At 50.9% G+C, this 17,473-nt stretch carries 15 protein-coding genes and 2 pseudogenes; 11 read left to right on the plus strand and 6 right to left on the minus strand.

Translation table 11 applies throughout. The annotated features are described in order from the left end of the window. Window positions 1-67: 67 nt before the first annotated feature. The 3 genes and pseudogenes from NNL35_RS17355 to NNL35_RS17365 all read left to right on the plus strand — a co-directional run bounded on the left by NNL35_RS17355 (window position 68) and on the right by NNL35_RS17365 (window position 2,474). Complete coding sequence (locus tag NNL35_RS17355; RefSeq protein WP_006677394.1) at window positions 68-484, plus strand: DUF1259 domain-containing protein; 417 nt, start codon at window positions 68-70, stop codon at window positions 482-484. 373 nt (window positions 485-857) lie between these two features. Continuing rightward, window positions 858-1,631, plus strand: coding sequence for an alpha/beta fold hydrolase (locus NNL35_RS17360; RefSeq protein ID WP_050979425.1), 774 nt, complete (start codon window positions 858-860; stop codon window positions 1,629-1,631). Next, window positions 1,628-2,474, plus strand: a pseudogene (locus tag NNL35_RS17365) (DUF2785 domain-containing protein). Before NNL35_RS17360 ends, NNL35_RS17365 begins: the two are co-directional and overlap by 4 nt. A 92-nt stretch (window positions 2,475-2,566) precedes the next feature. On the opposite strand, the gene NNL35_RS17370 reads toward NNL35_RS17365, so the two are convergent. Continuing rightward, window positions 2,567-3,448 carry a metallophosphoesterase gene (locus NNL35_RS17370; RefSeq protein WP_006677391.1) on the minus strand — a complete coding sequence of 294 codons (882 nt, stop codon included), beginning with the start codon at window positions 3,446-3,448 and terminating at the stop codon, window positions 2,567-2,569. 175 nt (window positions 3,449-3,623) lie between these two features. On the opposite strand from NNL35_RS17370, the gene NNL35_RS17375 reads away from it, so the two are divergent. The 4 genes from NNL35_RS17375 to NNL35_RS17390 all read left to right on the plus strand — a co-directional run bounded on the left by NNL35_RS17375 (window position 3,624) and on the right by NNL35_RS17390 (window position 7,424). After that, window positions 3,624-4,733, plus strand: coding sequence for an MGDG synthase family glycosyltransferase (locus NNL35_RS17375; protein WP_006677390.1), 1,110 nt, complete (start codon window positions 3,624-3,626; stop codon window positions 4,731-4,733). 295 nt (window positions 4,734-5,028) lie between these two features. After that, window positions 5,029-6,150 carry an AAA family ATPase gene (locus tag NNL35_RS17380; RefSeq protein ID WP_040731667.1) on the plus strand — a complete coding sequence of 374 codons (1,122 nt, stop codon included), beginning with the start codon at window positions 5,029-5,031 and terminating at the stop codon, window positions 6,148-6,150. 56 nt (window positions 6,151-6,206) lie between these two features. After that, a complete protein-coding gene (locus tag NNL35_RS17385) occupies window positions 6,207-7,244 on the plus strand; it encodes a vWA domain-containing protein (RefSeq protein WP_040731663.1) in 1,038 nt (345 codons plus the stop codon). 42 nt (window positions 7,245-7,286) lie between these two features. Further along, on the plus strand, window positions 7,287-7,424 hold the full coding sequence (locus tag NNL35_RS17390) for a hypothetical protein (RefSeq protein WP_158000452.1): 138 nt from the start codon (window positions 7,287-7,289) through the stop codon (window positions 7,422-7,424). A gap of 49 nt (window positions 7,425-7,473) precedes the next feature. Here the strand turns inward: NNL35_RS17390 and NNL35_RS17395 are convergent. Then, window positions 7,474-8,410 (minus strand): annotated as a pseudogene (locus NNL35_RS17395) (DMT family transporter). Window positions 8,411-8,560: 150 nt separating this feature from the next. Here NNL35_RS17395 and NNL35_RS17400 point away from each other — a divergent pair. Further along, window positions 8,561-9,967, plus strand: coding sequence for an aminotransferase-like domain-containing protein (locus tag NNL35_RS17400; RefSeq protein WP_006677389.1), 1,407 nt, complete (start codon window positions 8,561-8,563; stop codon window positions 9,965-9,967). A 198-nt stretch (window positions 9,968-10,165) separates the two neighbouring features. Continuing rightward, a complete protein-coding gene (locus tag NNL35_RS17405) occupies window positions 10,166-11,353 on the plus strand; it encodes a multidrug effflux MFS transporter (protein ID WP_040731659.1) in 1,188 nt (395 codons plus the stop codon). A 638-nt stretch (window positions 11,354-11,991) separates the two neighbouring features. Here the strand turns inward: NNL35_RS17405 and NNL35_RS17410 are convergent. Further along, the gene (locus NNL35_RS17410; RefSeq protein WP_254553622.1) at window positions 11,992-13,422 is read right to left on the minus strand and encodes a transposase; all 1,431 of its coding nucleotides are present in this window, start codon (window positions 13,420-13,422) and stop codon (window positions 11,992-11,994) included. A 147-nt stretch (window positions 13,423-13,569) separates the two neighbouring features. On the opposite strand from NNL35_RS17410, the gene NNL35_RS17415 reads away from it, so the two are divergent. Further along, window positions 13,570-13,737, plus strand: coding sequence for a hypothetical protein (locus NNL35_RS17415; protein WP_254553623.1), 168 nt, complete (start codon window positions 13,570-13,572; stop codon window positions 13,735-13,737). Between the two features lie 271 nt (window positions 13,738-14,008). Here NNL35_RS17415 and NNL35_RS17420 read toward each other — a convergent pair whose 3' ends face one another. Continuing rightward, complete coding sequence (locus NNL35_RS17420) at window positions 14,009-14,455, minus strand: DUF5946 family protein (protein WP_006676161.1); 447 nt, start codon at window positions 14,453-14,455, stop codon at window positions 14,009-14,011. Window positions 14,456-14,587: 132 nt separating this feature from the next. On the opposite strand from NNL35_RS17420, the gene NNL35_RS17425 reads away from it, so the two are divergent. Continuing rightward, window positions 14,588-15,001, plus strand: coding sequence for a bifunctional P-450/NADPH-P450 reductase 1 (locus tag NNL35_RS17425; RefSeq protein ID WP_006676160.1), 414 nt, complete (start codon window positions 14,588-14,590; stop codon window positions 14,999-15,001). Here NNL35_RS17425 and NNL35_RS17430 read toward each other — a convergent pair. Further along, complete coding sequence (locus NNL35_RS17430) at window positions 14,986-16,176, minus strand: MFS transporter (RefSeq protein WP_006676159.1); 1,191 nt, start codon at window positions 16,174-16,176, stop codon at window positions 14,986-14,988. The genes NNL35_RS17425 and NNL35_RS17430 overlap by 16 nt on opposite strands. A gap of 2 nt (window positions 16,177-16,178) precedes the next feature. Next, window positions 16,179-17,459: a hypothetical protein gene (locus NNL35_RS17435; protein ID WP_006676158.1), complete on the minus strand. Its 1,281-nt coding sequence runs from the start codon at window positions 17,457-17,459 to the stop codon at window positions 16,179-16,181. Window positions 17,460-17,473: the final 14 nt, after the last annotated feature.

The following is a 17,473-nucleotide window of genomic DNA, read 5'->3' on the forward strand; positions in this document are numbered from 1 at the left end:
GGGCATTCACATATACACTTTACCCATGACAGTAATACAATGTGGCAAAACCAAGAGGAGGTTTATCATGGCGAGTGTTAGAGCGAGTGCGCAGTTCAGAAGATTATGTAATCAGTTTACCAGAATATTAGGAGGGGTGGGTGAAATTACTCCTGGGCCCGTCTGTTTTGTCAACCGTGCGAGAAGGCTGAGAGTGACAATTCTGGGGAGACGGACAAATTCTCCTTTGGTTGGTCATCAGCTCTTCTCCTTCGAATCGCTGGATCGATCCGGACGCGCCCTTTGTCTAGGTGAAACAGCTGTATTCCAGAATCAGGCGAACCGGTTAATTCGCAATCTTCAACGGAACGGAATTACAGTAACGGCACTCCACAACCACTGGTTAAATGAAAGCCCCCGTTTGATGTACATCCACTGGCAGTCCATTGACAATCCGATCGACTTTGCAAGAAAAACGAAGCGATCGATTGCTTTCTTGGGCTAACCTCAATGTAGGGCCATTCCATGCCTGGGAAGAGGCCGCCTTTCTCCAAGCGTGCCGACCCGCATCCTTGCGGTGCTTGGTGAAGACGGCTCTCCCTCCCAAAGCATTTCGTTTAAACCTCCCGACAGTTCTTTCAGGGGTCTACAGCTGGCCAAGCAGCCGCTCCCATTGCTCCATCACTTCGGCAGTCGGCCGTACATACTGTTCCGGTGTGCCTATTTTGATCATTTGTTCGAGAATGTATGACAGCAGGCAAGGGCAGATGCAGGAGATTAACTAAAACTGGAGAATAAGATAACATGCAGTAGACGCTGCCAGGAAATCGCAAGTTATTCATGGCATTAACTATTTCATTGAAAGGGCATAGGAGAAGATGCGCGATTTGAACACAGATGGTGGTATTAGGGCTAGCTTTCATACCATCAATAACCTTAGACTGTACAGTAAATTTTCACGGAAAGGCAAACCGAGCGTCATCTTCATCGCCGGATTAGGCGATAGCTCCGAGACATGGAACGGGGTCCAGCACCGGATATCGCAGGTAACGTCTACTTTGTCTTACGACAGGGCGGGCGTTGGCAGGAGCGAAGCGGCGCCCGCACCGCGGACTTGCCTGGATCTGGTCGATGAACTGTCCGAGTTATTGCTGGCGCTTGATATGGAGCCGCCTTATCTGCTGGTGGGGCATTCTTTTGGGGGATTGGTCGCCCGATTGTATGCCAGCCTATACCCGCAGACCATATCCGGCATCGTCTTGGTTGATGCTGCGCCCGAATTTAAAGAGCTTGCGTATGAAAACGTGTTGCCAGAGCATCTGATAGCCGGAAACCGCGAATATTACGAAAATCCGATGTTGAACCGGGAGAAGATCGATAAGGTTCAGAGTTACCGGCAGGTCGCCGAGCATGCCCGGACAAGCAGCATTCCTCTCGCCATTATTACAAGGGGCTTGCCGGATGACAGCGGGGAGGACTGGCCATCTCAAGCCATATTGGCTGTTGAGCAGAAGCTGCAAGCCGAATTCATGCGCTGGTCCACGTCAAGCAAGCAGCGAATTGCCGGCCGCAGCGGACATGATATTCATCATGATGAACCGGATGTTGTCATTGAGGAGATCTTGAGTATGTTAAAGGGGTTGGGGAAGTGAGCGAGCAAAGGACGACATTCATGCATGACCTGCAAAGAATTCAGAAGGAGGATTACCGGCTTCGCGAAGGCGAGCGGCTGCAAGAGGTTGCAGATCTGATGCTGCAATATATCGGCGATCCGGACCCGGAATTGCGGGATGATCTTATTTATTCGACATATTATCACTGGATAATCAAGAAGAAATTGTTTACGGAAGCGGAGCTGCGCGGCTTGTTGACTGTGCTTACGGATGACCAGCATTTATTCTATCATATTGGCAGCGAGAACGACCCAACTGTCTTTACAAGGTCATTCTCTGTCTTGCCGATCGCTCTGATTGTACGGCGCCACAGGCAGGAGCCATTCCTTGATCTTGCGGAATTCCAGCATGTGAAGAATTCATTGATACGCTATGTGCAGGAGGAGAAAGATCTGCGCGGCTACGTGCCCGAGGGAGGCTGGGCTCACAGCGCCGCCCACGCGTCGGATGCTTTGACGGAACTGGTGCAGTGTCCGGAATGCGATGCAGCGGCACGGCTTGAGATTCTTCCCGCTGTTCAAGGAATGCTGCATAACGGGAGCCATATTTTCAACGAGGAGGAGGATGAGCGGATTGCCTGCATCGTGGATACAATCATGGACCAAGAGCCTTCCTCAGGAGGAAATAGAACGTTGGATATTCGGCCTGGCCGAATGCGGCACTTGGTCGAGAGCCCGCCATAATAGGTTCGCCCAGGTGAATAGCAAAAACATGGTGCGCTGCCTTTATTTCAGAAGAAAGCAGGAATGCAGGAATGGCCTTGCGCCGGCACTGGTTGCCGCCGAGGCAAAATTGAACTGGTTTGCCGCCGCCGTCCAATAAGGGCGGTGGTTTTTTTCGGCGAGCGATCCCGTCACACATACGGCGCACCCAAAACGTAACCTCGCTTCGTGACAAAACAAAGACTCTGATGGCTACATGGCCGCCAGAGTCTTTGCTTGTTCGATATTCGACGCGGATGATGCGGATGATGCCAACGGCAAGCGATGAATGGTTATTTCAGGCCGGCTGCCTACGCGAATATTCACTCCGGTTTGACCTAAGCCTTCACTGATATAGAATGGTTTGCCGTCATGGACATGCAGCCCTTTAATCATATTCATGCCGACAAGCTCGCCCATGGCCGCTAAATGATACGGTTTCGGCCAATGAATTTGCCCTCCATGAAAATGGCCGCAAAGCAAATAATCAAATGAATAGCGTCTCATCTTCAGCACAATATTCGGATCATGCGTAAGGACAAGACGGTATCCCTGCCCGATTCCATGGAAGGAAGCGGCGAGATCGCTGCGTTCCGTGCTGGAATCATCGATCCCGATAATATTGAGCTGCGTTCCGTTGATGTCAATGACGTCATTCTCGTTCCGCAGCGTTTTACAACCGTTCTCCTCCAATGTTTGTTGTAACAAGGCAAAGTTTTTACCCTTCAGCACATAATCATGATTCCCGAACACCGCGTACATGCCGTATTCCGGTTCCAGACGGTTCAGCACCTTCAGATAGGGAACCAGCTTCGGTATGGAGCGCGTACGGTCGAGAAAATCGCCGGTAAGAGCGATGAGATCAATCTGTTCGTCCTTGAGCCTGTCGAATAATTGATTCGGCGAAATGGAGATGTTCTCCAGATGCATATCCGATAGATGCAGAACATGAATGGCCTCTCCAGACCGATGCTGTGCGCCGCTCTCCAAGCTGATCTTGTTCATATTTACTTGCCGCGTATTGAGATGAGCTTTATATAAAAGGCATGCCAGCATGCCCAACATGATGATTGCGATAAACATAAATAATGTCATGGCCTATTCTCCTTTCTATAGTCCAGTATACAAGGAGCGGCAGGTCCATGTCTGCGGTAATTCATGGAGCGGTGATTGCACTCGGGCTTTGACCCAGGCGCTGTATGTATGACGGCCGGTGATTTCGCGCAAATTAAACATTCAAGAGAAAGCTTTGGTTAGCGGAGGAAATCACATGGCCAAAAAAGTTCTGCTACTGCCCTTTTTGCAAATCAAAATGGGACATCATCAAGCGGCCGATGCGCTGGTGGAGCATTTGATATCGATTGATCCGTCCATCGAATGCGAGATCGTTGATATTTTAGACTACAGCTACGGCAGCCGTGTGGAAGGCTTGGTGTCCTCTACTTATTTGAAATGGATACACTTCCTTCCGGTCACTTACAGCTGGATGTACCGGAAAAACTGCGGCGGCCAGCTCCACAATAACAGGCGCTATCGACTCTATGAGATGATATTTATGAAAACAATGCAAAAATTGATACGGGAAAAGCAGCCGGATTGCATCCTGTGCACTCATTCTCTGCCGTCTTACTTGCTTGATCAATTGAAATGCAAAGGGCTGCTTTCCATACCGGTCATCAATGTGTATACGGATTTTTTTGTCAATGATGTGTGGGGGAGGGACAGAATCGATTATCATTTCGTTCCGGATTCGCATGTCAAGGATTGGTTGACGAGCCGTTCCGTTCAGGCCGAGCATATCTTCGTAACCGGCATTCCGGTCCATCCCCAGTTCACCGCCTCGGGCCCGGAAATGAAGCCAACGAATTCCGAATTCACGGTATTGATTACAGGGGGAAATCTCGGTGCCGGAGTCATGAAATCGATGTGCCGCACCATCGGGAAGACAGAAGGAGTGCGTTATATCGTACTATGCGGGAAAAACAACGCTCTGTATCGCCATCTGAAGAAGAAAAACTGCCCGAGCATCGTTCCGATGCCGTATATTGAATCGAGAGCGGAAATGAATGATTTATATAATCAAGCCGACGCGGTACTGACAAAGCCAGGGGGAGTAACGATTAGCGAATGCCTGTATAAAAAAGTGCCGATCTTCGTCTACCATGCCTTGCCCGGGCAGGAAGAAATCAATCTGCAGCATCTATTGCATCAACAGTTGATCGTGTATGTGAAGGATTGGGCCAAAGAGACGATGGACAAGCAAATGAAGCTGCTGCGGAACAAAACGGTGATGGATCGTCTGGCCGCACAAATGAATGAATACGGCCGGCAAATGTCGGATCTGAGATCAACGCTTAGGCATGTGCTCAAGCTGCAGTAGGAGCAGGAAGCATTCATGAGCGGACAGAAACCGACGGAACAAGTGAGCAAGCTGATTCAGAACAGAGTAATGCCGTTCATATATAGCACAAAGCCGCATTGCTGCGGCTTTTTTTGTGTGTGCATTAGCAGAGCGGCTTGCCGGATCCATCTCCTGGCGCAAGACATGGATTGACGAACGCGACAATACAGCATATAATTTGTTTTAGTGATTTAGTAAATAAGTAATTTACTAAACAATGAATGCAGGGATTATTATTTCGCATTACTCGAAGCGGTTCAAGAGGAGGAGGATTATGAATCACGATGGAGAATTTCGCTTGTCAGCTGCAAGGCATCTGACAGATGCCGAACAAGCGCTTGTCTGGACCAAGCCGCGCTCTCATAAGGAGAGCGAAGAAGAATTGCGGATATGCAAAGAAGTGAAGCGCAACTGGAATCGCGGCGAGATGAAAATCGCCAATATATTGCTGGAGGGCGATGCCGGTTCGGGCAAAACGCAGCTTGCCAAAGCATTGTCGGCTGATTTCGGGCTGCCCTACACGAAGGTGACTTGCTTTGCCGATATGGATAAATCCGATGTGATTGGGGCGATATTGCCGGTGATTGCATCCGAACGAGCAGCAAAGCTGGAACCGGAAGAACAGTTTGTGTTGAACGCCTTGTATGAGAGCGACGGGTTCCGAAGCGCCACGGAAATATTGACGGACGCGCTGGGGGTTACACCCGAACAGGCTGCCGTTAAGATGAAGCAATTGCTGAAGCGGGTTGCGGAACATACCGAGGGTGAGGCGGTGAAATATCGATTTTACCCCTCCGAGATCGTCAGAGCCTATCGGCATGGCTATTTGCTGGAAATCCAGGAGCCGACGGTAATCCGCGACGCCGCCGTGCTCATGGCCTTGAACTCTGCTCTGGAGCTGGATGGGAGCATCAACCTGCCTACAGAGGTGATACGCCGGCATCCCGACTTCATCGCGGTCATTACGACGAACCGGAGCTATGCAGGGACGAGGCCGTTGAACGAAGCGCTGCGCGACCGGGTCCAGCATACCGAGAAGATGGATTTGCCGACCAAGGATGTCATGGTAGGACGCGCCATGGCCAAAACGGGCTATCGAAATCAATCGGTGTTGGATGTATTAGCCGACGTTATCATTGTTCTGGACAAAGCGGCCCGGGCCAATGCCATCAAGGGCGTGGCCGGGATGCGCTCGTTCTTCTACTGGGCGGATGCGGTCGCCGGAGGCGCTTCGGCTCTTGAGTCGCTCTATTATAAAGTCATTTACAAGATGACGACCGATTCCGAAGAAATCAAACTGTTGGAAGACGCGCTGCAAAGGCATGAGTTGTTAGCAAGTCTGGGTGATATGGATGCGGCAGCAAAAAAAAAACGATTCTTGACACCGCTGAGATAAGAACTTGGGCGGCTGCCGGCGATATTGATGCCGCGGATGACAATCCGGCAGAGGAAATGGGCGTCGCCTTCAGCAAAACGGCGGATAGCGACGACAGCGCGATTGACGCAGCGGCTTCCGATGATTCAGCCGATACGGCAAGCCGGGATATGGGAGAGGAGGGCGCTCCCCTGTATCATCAGGCCAATCCGGATACGGTGCCGGACGACGTGAAGGCCCAGAACCGGAATTTCCGAAAAAGACGGAATCAAGAGGCGAGAGAGGTGGCGGCCCAGTCGATTCATAAGGGGATCAGGCTCATCGTCCATCGTCCGGACGTCCTGGAGGAGCATCGACAAGAATATGCCCTTCTGAGCAAGGAACTGATGCCTATCGTGCGGGAAATGGCAAGACAGGCGCTTCCGCTGTTGGAGTACGAGAGTTCTACGGAATGGGCGAGGAATCGGTATTACGGCAGCAAATTTGTGGCAGACAGTATTGCTTATCGGGATTATAAGTATTTTGCCAAGCTGCGTCCTCCGACGGAGTCCCCGTCCCTTGCCGTCGGGCTCAGAGTGGACGAGTCGGCATCGATGTCCGCTTCCGGCAGGCTGGTGGCCGCCAAGCGCGCGGCGCTCGCCGTCTATGAATTTTGCCGGATGTGCGCGATACCTGTCTTGATCTACGGGGATACGGCCGACGCTTCCCGCTTGGAGCAGATGTCGATATTTGCTTACACCGACTTCGATACCGCCGATCCCGAAGATCGGTTCAGGCTGATGGGGATGCGGGCCAGAAGCAATAATCGCGACGGCCTGGCTCTTCGCATCATCGGAGAACGGTTAGCAGCCGCTCCGCAGCAGACCAAGCTGCTGATCAGCATTAGCGACGGCCAACCGAAAGCAATGGATGACTATACCGGTAGCTATGCGATCCAGGATATGCAGCAGACCATCGCCGAGTATGAACGGAAGGGAGTGGCCGTGCTGGCTGCCGCCATCGGTCAGGATAAAGAGGTCATTAGTCAAATCTATGGAGCCGAGCGATTTTTGGATATGACCCATTTGCAAGAGCTTCCGGTCAAGCTGGTCCGCATTATCGCCCGGTACTTGTGATTGCTAAATAATGGTGAATCACCCCGGAAAGGAAGCAAGCCGATGGACAAGAACAAGCCCATGGAGCTGCGGCAAATCGTAAAGCCGTGGCTGGAGAAGCTCCACTCCAGCCTTACGGCGACCGGGGCCGCTGCCGGCAGCGTTCCGGGAATCCGTTCACGCTGTTGGCAGGCTATTTGATGGGGGAATTTGCCGTTATGACGCCATAATGCCGGGTAGACACGGAGCTCTATCGGGAGTGAGCCTCCTGAAGTGCCGCCTTTTCTGTTTGCGGCTTCCGGAATAACTGATACAAGCTGTCCCAATTGACAAGCACGGTGCCCGTAATGACTGCGAGGGCCCCGATTCCTGTAATCCAAGTAACCGACTCTCCATAGAGCAGGACACCGATGACAATGGCGACCAACGGGGATACATACAGCCAGGTAGAGGCGAAGACAGGACCCGTCTTGGCCACCAGCCAGTAGAACAGGCTGTGCCCGATCATCGAACCGATAATGATCAGGTAGAGCAGGGAGCCGAGCGCTTGTGCGGACAGCAGGCTCTGGAAGTGCCACGGTTCTGTGCAAGCAGACAGCAACAGCAGCAGGAGTCCGCCATAGATCATCTGCGCAGCGTTAAGCGCAATTGGCGACACCTCCGGGAAGCGCTGCGTAACGCGCTTGGAGTACACCGCGCCCCATGAATAGAACACTTCGCCAGCAATAATGACAATGCTGCCAATGAGCAGCCCGAGACTGGCGGATAACGTCATGCTTGGCCAGATGATAAGGAAGACGCCGACTAATCCGGCAAGGCAGCCAAGCAGAGAACGGCCGGCCGGCTTTTGGCGCAGCATGATCATTTGCAGCACCAGAATCATCATCGGCCCTGTGGCCGATAAGACGGCAGCGATTCCGGAAGCGACATATTGCTCGCCCCAATACAAGGCGGCAAAGGTGCCGAAAGTGAGCCCGATACCGGTAAGCAGCATATCTTTATGCAGCAGGAGCGAAAAGCTTGCTTTTTTCCTCCACACCATCCAGCCGAATAATAGCACCCCCCGCGATGAAGAATCGGATTCCTGCCGATAAAAACGGCGGGGCAGAGACATCGACACCGATTTTGATGGCGAGAAAGGTCGTGCCAAAGATGAGACAGACAAGTAAGTAATTCAAGATGATCATGAGTGCTCCTCCTTTTCTCATCATGTTATACGGACAGGAATAGAACAGATGCATGCCAATAGAACAGATGGGAGCGGATTAGGGTACAATACGATTGAGAAGTCTTGTTTGAACAGACTTTGGAACAACCTCGACAGGGGGAGCGGCTGCATGCTTTTTAGACAAGTGTATGATCACATCATGACGCGAATGGAACGGGGGGAATGGAACGCAGATGACAAGCTTCCTTCGATTCGCTGCCTTGCCCTTGAATTGGGGGTAAACCGGCTGACGGTATTCAAAGCCTACCAACTGCTGAAACAGAACGGAAAAGCTTATGTCAAGGAGAAATCAGGGTATTATGTCTGCCCCGAAGGCGAAAGCCAGCTTGGTGACAGGCATGATGAACAACAGATGGCCACCTCCTCCGCCGTTCAAATGAACAGTAAGCTGTCCGACATTCACCAGGTAACGGCCGCCTATCGATTTTCCCAAGCGGTGATCGATCCGAATTTACTGCCGAATCTGTTTCTATCCGAGTACGTGAAGAAGGTGTTTGACATCTACCCGAAGCTAATGGGAATCTATTCCACTCCGCAGGGGGATGAAGAGCTGCGTGAAGTCCTTAGCCGGTACCTCATGCGCCATTACCGGGTTCATCTGCATCCAAGCGAGGTGTTGATCACGACTGGAGCGCAGCAGGCGATCGATTTGCTGGCCCGAATCTTTATCCGGCCAATGGATGCCATATTGGTGGAACGCCCGACATACAGCGCGGCGCTTGATATATTCCGGGCGCAGGGAGCCCGATTGATTCCAGTCGCGTTTTCTCCCGCAGGTTATGATATGGACATGGTCGAAATGCTGATGAAGCAGCATCGGCCGCGATTTTTCTATATGAATCCCACGTTCCACAATCCGACGGGCTATACCTTGCCGACCCTGCAGCGCAAGCAGCTCGTCGAGCTGGCCGAACGGTACCGCTGCGTGCTGATTGAAGATGATGCGTTTCACGAAATGTATTTTGAAGAACGTCCGCCGCAGCCTTTATTCACCTATGATACCGAAGGATGGGCAGTCTATCTCCGCAGCTTCAGCAAATATGTGGCGCCGGGCTTGCGGATATGTGCCGTATTTGGCCGCCAGTCGGTCATCGGGCCTCTGATCGCAGCCAAATCGCTGGCTGACAACGGAAACCCGTTAGTGACGCAAAAAATATTTGTGCATTATTTTCAGTCGGAACGGATGCAGCAGCATTTGGAAAAATTGCGCATTGCTCTGCAAATTAGAAGAGATATTATGGAGGAGGAATTGGCAGCCGCGTCTATTGATTGGCGGTGGACCACTCCCAAGGGGGGACTAAATATATGGCTTCGGCTTCCGGATACGGTTTCCGCGTCCGAGCTATTTGACGAGAGCATCCGGCAATCTATTTCCTTCGTTCCCGGTCAAATCTGCGATCCGCTTCATGAGATGCAATCCTGGATTCGGCTGAGCTATTCATTGGTGAATGAAGAGCAATTGCGCGTTGGCGTTCAACGGCTTGCAGACATTGCACAGCGCATTCAGAAGCGATGATCGGCTAATCCATTCTTCTGTGAACAGATTGTCAGTTTCCTGGAATCTTGCTATAATGCTTCATATGCTTTAACCCCCTATAAGATAAAAGGTGAACTGTTATGCTCTCATTTTCCAGATTGTGCAAATGCAAACCCCCTATCCCGTAATTTCTTTGCCGCGAATCGAGATTTTCGAATTTATAGGGGGATATTCGCAGTGCAAAGAAAAATCTCAACACCATCATTATTGTTGCTCATTGTTTTAGTTGGTTTTCCGCAAATTAGCGAAACGATATATACGCCGTCCTTGCCGGATATCGCTAATCATCTGCAGGCAAGCGGCAACATGATTCAACTGACGCTAAGCATATACTTCCTCGGTTTCGCCTGCGGCGTTTTTTGCTGGGGAAGGCTCTCGGATTCCATCGGGCGGCGTCCCGCCTTGCTGTGGGGAATCTTCGTCTATGGGCTGGGAAGCTTGGGCTGTTATCTGTCTCCTTCGGTGGAATGGTTATTGGTAAGCCGTTTCATTCAGGCCTTTGGAGCCAGTACCGGTTCCGTTGTGACGCAGACCATTTTGCGGGAGAGTATCGATGGAGCCAAGCGTCATGCCGTGTTTGCTCAAATTTCCGCAGCGCTTGCCTTCACGCCCGCAATCGGGCCCTTGATTGGCGGATGGATGGATCAAGCGCTTGGTTTCCGGGCGGTGTTCGCCACCCTGGTTGTGATGAGCATTGCTATCTTTATGTACACGCTGGCGGCTCTGCCTGAGACAAGAGTGTCCGCCACGGCGAAGGTCAGCACATTGGCGGTAGCCAAGCGCCTCGCTTCGGACGGCAGAATATGGGCCTTTGGTTTTCTCATTGGCGCCACCAATGGCATCTTGTTCAGCTACTATGCCGAAGCGCCCTTTATTTTTATTGAATTTTTTGAGATGAACCCGGGGATGTTCGGTTTTTTCGGTATTATGGTAGCGATGTCTTCCATAGTCGGGGCGATGTTGTCGAAAAAACTGGTCGCCAGATTTCCGGCAGAACGAATCATCCTGATGGGTTGTAGCGTGACGGCTGTCGGAGCTATATGCCTTACGGCTCTGGCTCTGTACGGAATAAGCCCGTCCGCTATTTACTTGGTTCTTATGGTAGCCTGCATCTTTATCCTCTTGCTGGGGATCGGCATGGCGATTCCGAACTGCCTGAGCTTGGCGCTCGTCCAATATGGCGATGTGCTTGGTACGGCGGGCGCCATTTTCGGATTAGGCTACTATGTGGTGGTCAGCCTGATTACGAGCGGCATGAGTTACTTGCATAATGATTCCTTAGTCACGATGCCCGCTTATTTTCTCGTATTGGCCCTCATGATGCTCCTGGTCAGCCGCAAGGTGGCGAGACCCGTGACGAAGTAAGTTGGGACAATTGAATAAGTAACGAAGAAGGGGCTGTCTCATTAAGTAGTATTTAGCTACAGTGAGACAGCCCTCCTGATTCTCAAGCCTCGACTTTCGAAAAAATGCAAAAAACGCAGTTTTCCCTTATGATGTTTACTCCGTTACAGGCATTCCTGCAAAATCGCATGAATTTCAGCCAATGCAATAGATAGAAAGCAAAAATCTGCGGAAATATTGTACTTTTGCAGGAATTTCGTAAAATATCGGCTCAAATAGCGAAAATTCCTGCTTTGACCAGGCTGTTGGAAAACCCCTGTTTTTTTGCGAAGGGGTGGAGATGGTCCATTTTCCTCATCCAAACTTGGCTCTCAGAGCGTTTTTAAATCGATTTTTTCTACCGGGTGAAGAGATCCATCACAGGTAAAAAGTCCCAAAGACTACTCAATAGCCTGATTTTACGGGATCCAAGCGACCGCGTCGGATGCTGGGGGCATCATCGCCTTCAGGAAGCATTATCGGCCTGCTGGAAGCATCGTTGCCTCCTGGGGCTTGGACGTGCGGAGGAAATTGCTGCTATTTAAGTCAATTTCATAATTCCTTTCGTTCAAAGGGGTTGGACTAAGCCAAAATTGCAGATTCATTTTTTTTTTTGAAGATTACGCAACCTTCTTAGCTTCAAGGATGCTTTTGTTTAGGCGGTCTAACGCAAGTTTGCATAGGGTGTATGTCAGACAACTCAAGTCTAGATCGACAAAAGCACGTTTCTTCAGTTTTCTGCTTGAGCCCAATTCCATGTACAGCTTCAAATAGGCAAAAACACGTTCAATCGCTACTCGCTGCTTGAATAGTTCAGTAAACTTTTTGCTTCCACGTCCGGGTGCAGTGTATTTCCGAACATCTTCATCAATGCGAAATTTGAAAACTTTCTGGCAGCCGTCCGCTTGAAACGGGCAGGAGGCACATTCCTTTGGCCTTGTGAATTTTATGGTATCTCGCTTGGCATCGTAACTGTCGTAGACGTACGCATGACCTTGCTTGCAAGTCTGGCGAAAGTGCTTATCCACCCCTTCAGGTAGCTTGCTGCGATGGATAAGCGGGATGATCGGTAACGCACCAATATCCCGGATTTGGCGGTAAACCGGTTCGCTGTCATACCCCTTATCAGCTAGCACATAGTTTGGTTTGAGAGAGGGAAATCGCTCCTTCATATATTTCAGAAGAACAATCGCCGCTCGCTGATCGTTCACATGAGCAGAACAGGTCACTCCGGCCACAATGTACTGGCTTTGGCAATCCACCAAGAGATTCTGTTTGTAGCCATGCCAATATTTCACCCGGCGCCGCCCTCCCCGTGGGTCACCCTTTGCACCTACACTTGCGTGTTGCGGCATATCAGCGAGAAGCTGCTCGTAAGTGGCGGGCAACATATCGGCGACCTCCCGTTCAAATAGGCTGAGCGAGGCCTCGTACGCTTCAACTTCGGCACGCCAAGCCGCTTCTTCGGCTTTCGGAACGCGTCCACGCTTTGCACGCTTGGGTTTCTCTGGTTTAGGTTTCTCTTCTGCCTTGCTGGCAGACTCGTCCAGAAAAGTAGGTTCGTCGGTTTCGGGCGAGAGCTCCGGTAATGATTTACCGGCGTCCAAATGGGGATTGCGATCAAAGGACTCGATGTGAGAAGAATCTATGGCCAGTACATTTCCCTCAAGAAACCCTTCCGTGATGTTCTCCTGTGTCGTTCGAAAGAAACCGCATTGACTGAGCTTTGTAGTGAGCCGGGAATAGGCTGCTTCGCTGGGCACTCGATCGGAACCGGTAAAACGGCAGCGAGTACGAAATTCAAGACTTTCCTTCAAACGGCTGACCAAATCCTTGGTAAAGCGGATGTGCTCCATTTTGCCGATGACGAGTGAGTAGATCATCGCTCTTGTATTTAAACTTTCAGGACGGCCCCGACGATTGTAGCTGCTAATGGCGTGAAGAATTTTTCCGATCGGCAGATGTTCTAAAACGAAATCCGCTTTAGGGGCAGGCGCCATTTTCATCATTTCCTCAAAGGAAAACAGCTCTTCTTGTCGAATATGATACATGGGAGTACTCCTTTCTCAGTTTTTTGGTTTAGTCACCTATAACTTCGAGAAAATGGGGAGGTACTCCTTTTTTCTGTGCCTAAAACTCCAGCAACCGCAAGGGTTTCGAATTATGAAATTGACTTATTTTACAGGAATTTCGGCTTAATGAGTCCACATCCCGAGGAATTGCTGCAAATCTACATCATTTTAGGCCCTTTTGCTTCAAGCCGAAGCGAAACCGAGGAAATTCCTGTAATTTTGCAGGATTCCCTTTCTGGAAAAGTTGTCCATATCGAATTGCTGTATTTATGCAGGATTTCGCGTACCGAATAGGCGTGTCTTGAGAAATCGTGGAGTTTTGCGGATTTCGCCTGCCGGATGGGCGTGTCTAGGGAAATGGTGCAGTTTTCAGGCCGGTAGAAATATCCATTTCCTACTCAAAACTTCTTTCTCAACAGCCTGATTGCCGCAGGATTTCACTGCCTCATCCATCTTCCGCCGCTTTTCCTTCCATCGTTTTCCCGCCTCTATATTCTCTGTTGCCCCGTCTTGCCCTGCATCCTTGTGCACTTCCAATGGCAGCCTCTTTTATTGGTTTCAGTTATTAACGAAGCTCCGTGCTAATCCTTTCCCTCCATTTCAATAGATTTGCGATTGCATTTTGTTCACCGCCCATGTAGATATCTTCAATGGTCATGGACCAATGTTTATAGCTCCGTTTTCTTTCTTGATTAGGAAGAGGATTGGTGATTTTGCCTGCGTTGCTTACGAGCTCACGATTTCTTTTCAGAATATAGGCCGTGTCCCATTCATTATCATAGGCGTCGATAAATAAACGAACCAGGAGCCGGTAACCTTCCTCTGTAAAATTGGAAGGATGCTGTATCATGTAACAGGCAACAAGCCAAAAATGCAAGGCATATAGTTCCGGATCACGATGCTCCCAAGCAAGAGGGAAACCGAATAGGTCATGGCAAGAAAACCCATCGATTCCTTGCGCCCCGCATTCCACACATCTTCCTGACTCCATCATTGTGCTGTTATCAACCACTATAGAATACACCTCCGATCAAAACTGCTGCTTACCCAAGTTTACAACCATGCCGTTACGTTTGGTCAAGCTCATTTTTGTTTATTGACGCTGGCGTTTCATTTCGACGGAGAAAAGGTTCGGACTCCCGCGATGGAGAACCGCGAACTCCAGATGGAAGACAGCGGACGGAGTACGCGATTTTTACAAGCACGGGCTGCCCTCAAGCAGCAAGGAATGCCTCTCGGTGAAGCGCATCTCTATTTTGGATACAGGAACGAAGCGGATTTTATTTACCGTGGAGAACTCGAGCAATATGAAAGAGAGGGTATCGTCACGCTTCATACCGCTTTTTCCCGTGCGCCCGGGGTATCCAAAACCTATGTGCAGCATTTGATGAACGCAGCGCCGCTGAACTCATTTCTATGCTTACCGGCCAAGGGCGGCTTTATATTTGCGGGGACGGCGGCCATGCTAAGATTGATCGCATATACAGCAGCATCCCAATTTCTCGAACCGAGAGGCTGGGATGCTGCTGTCTTAGGCAAGTCTTATGAATCAGGCTGATCTGCCTGCTTCGGTGTGCGAATCAGGAATGCCAGGATGCTGATGATGGCGGTAAAGACGAAGAGCAGATTGAAGCCATTCTGAATGCCGAACGCTTCCGATACTTGTCCGATCAGAATACCGACAACCGCTCCTCCCAGGCCGGATGCGACATAGATGACGCCCTGCAGGGAGCCCGCCTGCTTCGTCAGCTTGGAGGCGATCCCTTGCGCGGTCGGGAACAGGACGGACATGGCGAGCCCGAATAGCATAATCAAGTAGCTGAAGCTCGTCATGAACATGCGCCCGAGCACGAGGGAGGCAAGCGCGAACAGCGAGAAGGCAACCAAGGTGCGCCGTTCGCCCAACTTGTAGATGATGAACCCGCCGACGAAGCGTCCGATGGTGAACAAAAAGGCGAAGCTGGCAATAATATACCCCGCAGTCGAGGCCTTCTGATCCGCAGTCATTCCTGCGATATCCAGAGAATTGTACAGGATAGGGAAGAAGTTCAGGAACCCGGCTTCCGCCGCGACATAGAACAGAATGAAGAGGATGACGAACAATATCTGGCGATCCTGGAACAGCTGCAAGACCGATGTCAGACTGACTTTATCCTGACCTTGATCTGCGGCTGTCTTCGCTGGCTTGAAGGACAGCAGAGCGAACAAGATGAGAACAATGAGAGCCGATACCCCGATATAGAAATATCGCCAGCTCATATTTTGCGCAAACATGACATTCAATAGAATCGGCGTGACGATCATGCCGACACCGAACAGCGCATTAGCCAGATTGAAGATGACACCCGCGCGTTCCTTGAAGTAGGTAGGGATGATGGTAGCGACCGATACGGTCATGGAACCGATGCCAAGCCCGACAATCAGATAGAAGCCGAGAAAGAATGCGACGGTAAAGGAAGCGCTTGTTCCGATAAGTCCGATGATCATCAGCACGGTGCCGACGCTCATGACGGCTTTGATGCCTTTGCGGTCAGCGAAAATGCCGGCGATGAGGCTGGCCAGCAGAAAGCCGATTTGGAAGATCGATACCATGACACCAACCTGGCTAATATCGAGTTGAATATCATGCTGGACCCGTTCCAAAATAATCCCTTTCGTATTTTGAATGCCGCCCAATACAAACATCGTCGCAAAGATGAGGAAAAAGATGATAGAACGCTGTATTTTTGGCATGATTAGTTCGTTCCCTTCTCTCGATGACTTTGAATCGCTTCGAATAGTTCGCTGGCAGCCCAACCATAGCAATAATAGAGCAGTTCGTCGGCAGCGCTGTTCTCCCCGGCCTTGACGGCCTCGATCAGGTTGTCCGGCGTTATATTCCACATCTGTATGCCACTGAAGATCCGTGTGCCCGGGGCCGACTGAGCCCGTACGATATTATTCTGATCGGCCACGAATTGAATCGGGAAGCCTTCGGTCTTGAACGTCTCATACGACAAATCATATGGCAGCTGGAAAAAGCGCTTGAATGCCCGGAATGCGGCTTCCTGCTCCTCGGGCGTATGGGCCAAATGATGAATCAGCCCTTGCACGTCCGCGCCGCCTCCCAGCTTATGATAAGGAAAATGCTTCAGGGCAGGGGAGAGCTTCGTCAGGCTGGCATAATTCTGGCCAAGCATCCAACTGTATGCGGGCGGCCACAGATCGAGCCAGATCGTGAAGTCTTCATTCACTTGTCTGACCCGGGCGATCAATCGTTCCACGAAGCTGGATACGCTTTCTTGACGGAATGCAATCCATGATTGAAGCCGTTCATTCTGCCCGGCGAATTCGACAGCCTCGTCGAACTGCTTATCCTGCAGCAGCCGGGCCCACGCGCGCAATGCATCCTGAATCGCGCCGGCATCGAGGCCTTGCTGGTTCATTTTCTCCTGGCAATGCGGGCAGAAGCAGGTCAAGAGGCCTCTCGGATTGACATCCTCTCCCGCCCAATCCGGATAGCGGATGCGATCGATCATATAGGAAGTGAAGCCGTAGCGCTTGTACAGATCGACAAATGCCTTCTCCCAAAAGTCAATCACATCGGGAGCGTTCGGGCACAGCCAGTGGGGAATGGCCCGTCCGTCCATGTCGGTGACGAGATTGTTCTCCAGCAGCGCCCCTTCGAAATGGCCGTTCAATATATTGAGCCATGGAATGACTTCGAACTCCTCGTCCTGCAGCGCTTCCTTGATTATGAGAAGCGGATCGCTCTCTTCCGACAGAGACGGCTCCCGATGCTGATCCAGCCCGGATTCGAGATACGAAGGCAGGATGGCATGCATCGTGCCTGTGCCGTAGACGACGTCATGCACGGGATTGCGAGGCAAGATCCCGACCGGATACGGATTGCGTTCGAAGATCGTATTCACTTCAGGGAAGATGTACTTCACATCTTTCAATTTACGAATGTAATCAATGATCTGCGGCATACCTTCATCCAAAATATCATGCGGGTGTAATTGAATGCCTGACATGGTGCTCCACGCTC

The organism is Paenibacillus dendritiformis (genome assembly GCF_945605565.1).
Classification (GTDB): domain Bacteria; phylum Bacillota; class Bacilli; order Paenibacillales; family Paenibacillaceae; genus Paenibacillus_B; species Paenibacillus_B dendritiformis_A.